We start from the raw sequence: 1,280 nt of genomic DNA on the forward strand, positions 1-1,280 counted from the left end.
GGAAGGAGGCGTCTCCAGAAAGGAGGTGTTCCAGCCGCACCTTCCGGTACGGCTACCTTGTTACGACTTAGCCCCAATCACCGGTTTCGCCCTAGGCCGACCCTCGCGGTCACGGACTTCAGGCGCCCCCGGCTTTCATGGCTTGACGGGCGGTGTGTACAAGGCCCGGGAACGTATTCACCGCGCCATGGCTGATGCGCGATTACTAGCGAATCCAGCTTCGTGGGGTCGGGTTGCAGACCCCAGTCCGAACTGGGACCGGCTTTGAGGATTGGACCGCACTTGCGCGCGGCCGACGCTCTGTACCGGCCATTGTAACACGTGTGTAGCCCCGGACGTAAGGGCCGTGCTGATTTGACGTCGTCCCCACCTTCCTCGCACCTTGCGGCGGCAGTGTCCCCGGAGTGCCCGGCATCACCCGATGGCAACTGGGGAGGGGGGTTGCGCTCGTTATGGCACTTGAGCCGACACCTCACGGCACGAGCTGACGACAACCATGCAGCACCTTCGCAGACGCCCCGAAGGGCCTCATCATCTCTGAATCGTACGTCTGCAATTCAAGCCCGGGTAAGGTTCCTCGCGTATCATCGAATTAAACCACATGTTCCTCCGCTTGTGCGGGCCCCCGTCAATTCCTTTGAGTTTCACCGTTGCCGGCGTACTCCCCAGGTGGGATGCTCAATGCTTTCGCTCGGTCCCCCGACCAAAAAAGCCGGAGAACGGGCATCCATCGTTTACCGTGCGGACTACCAGGGTATCTAATCCTGTTCGATACCCGCACCTTCGAGCCTCAGCGTCAGTGGTGCTCCCGCAAGCTGCCTTCGCAATCGGGGTTCCTCGTGATATCTAAGCATTTCACCGCTACACCACGAATTCCGCCTGCGTCGCGCACACTCAAGTGGACCAGTTCGCGCTGCAAGTCAGACGTTGAGCGCCTACATTTCACAACACGCTTAATCCACGGCCTACGCTCCCTTTAAACCCAATGAATCCGGATAACGCCCGGACCTTCCGTATTACCGCGGCTGCTGGCACGGAATTAGCCGGTCCTTATTCATGCGGTACCTGCAGGGGGCCACGCGTGGCCCCGGTTATCCCCGCATAAAAGCAGTTTACAACCCATAGGGCCGTCGTCCTGCACGCTACTTGGCTGGTTCAGGCTTCCGCCCATTGACCAATATTCCTCACTGCTGCCTCCCGTAGGAGTTTGGACCGTGTCTCAGTTCCAATGTGGGGGGCCTTCCTCTCAGAACCCCTACCGATCGAAGCCTTGGTGGGCC

The 1,280-nt window shown here is 59.8% G+C and carries 1 rRNA gene; it reads right to left on the reverse strand.

The features are described from left to right. Positions 1-18 precede the first annotated feature (18 nt). Positions 19-1,280, reverse strand: a 16S ribosomal RNA gene (locus tag K334_RS0112775); the annotation flags it as partial.

Source organism: Segatella baroniae DSM 16972 = JCM 13447, assembly GCF_000426585.1.
GTDB lineage: Bacteria > Bacteroidota > Bacteroidia > Bacteroidales > Bacteroidaceae > Prevotella > Prevotella baroniae.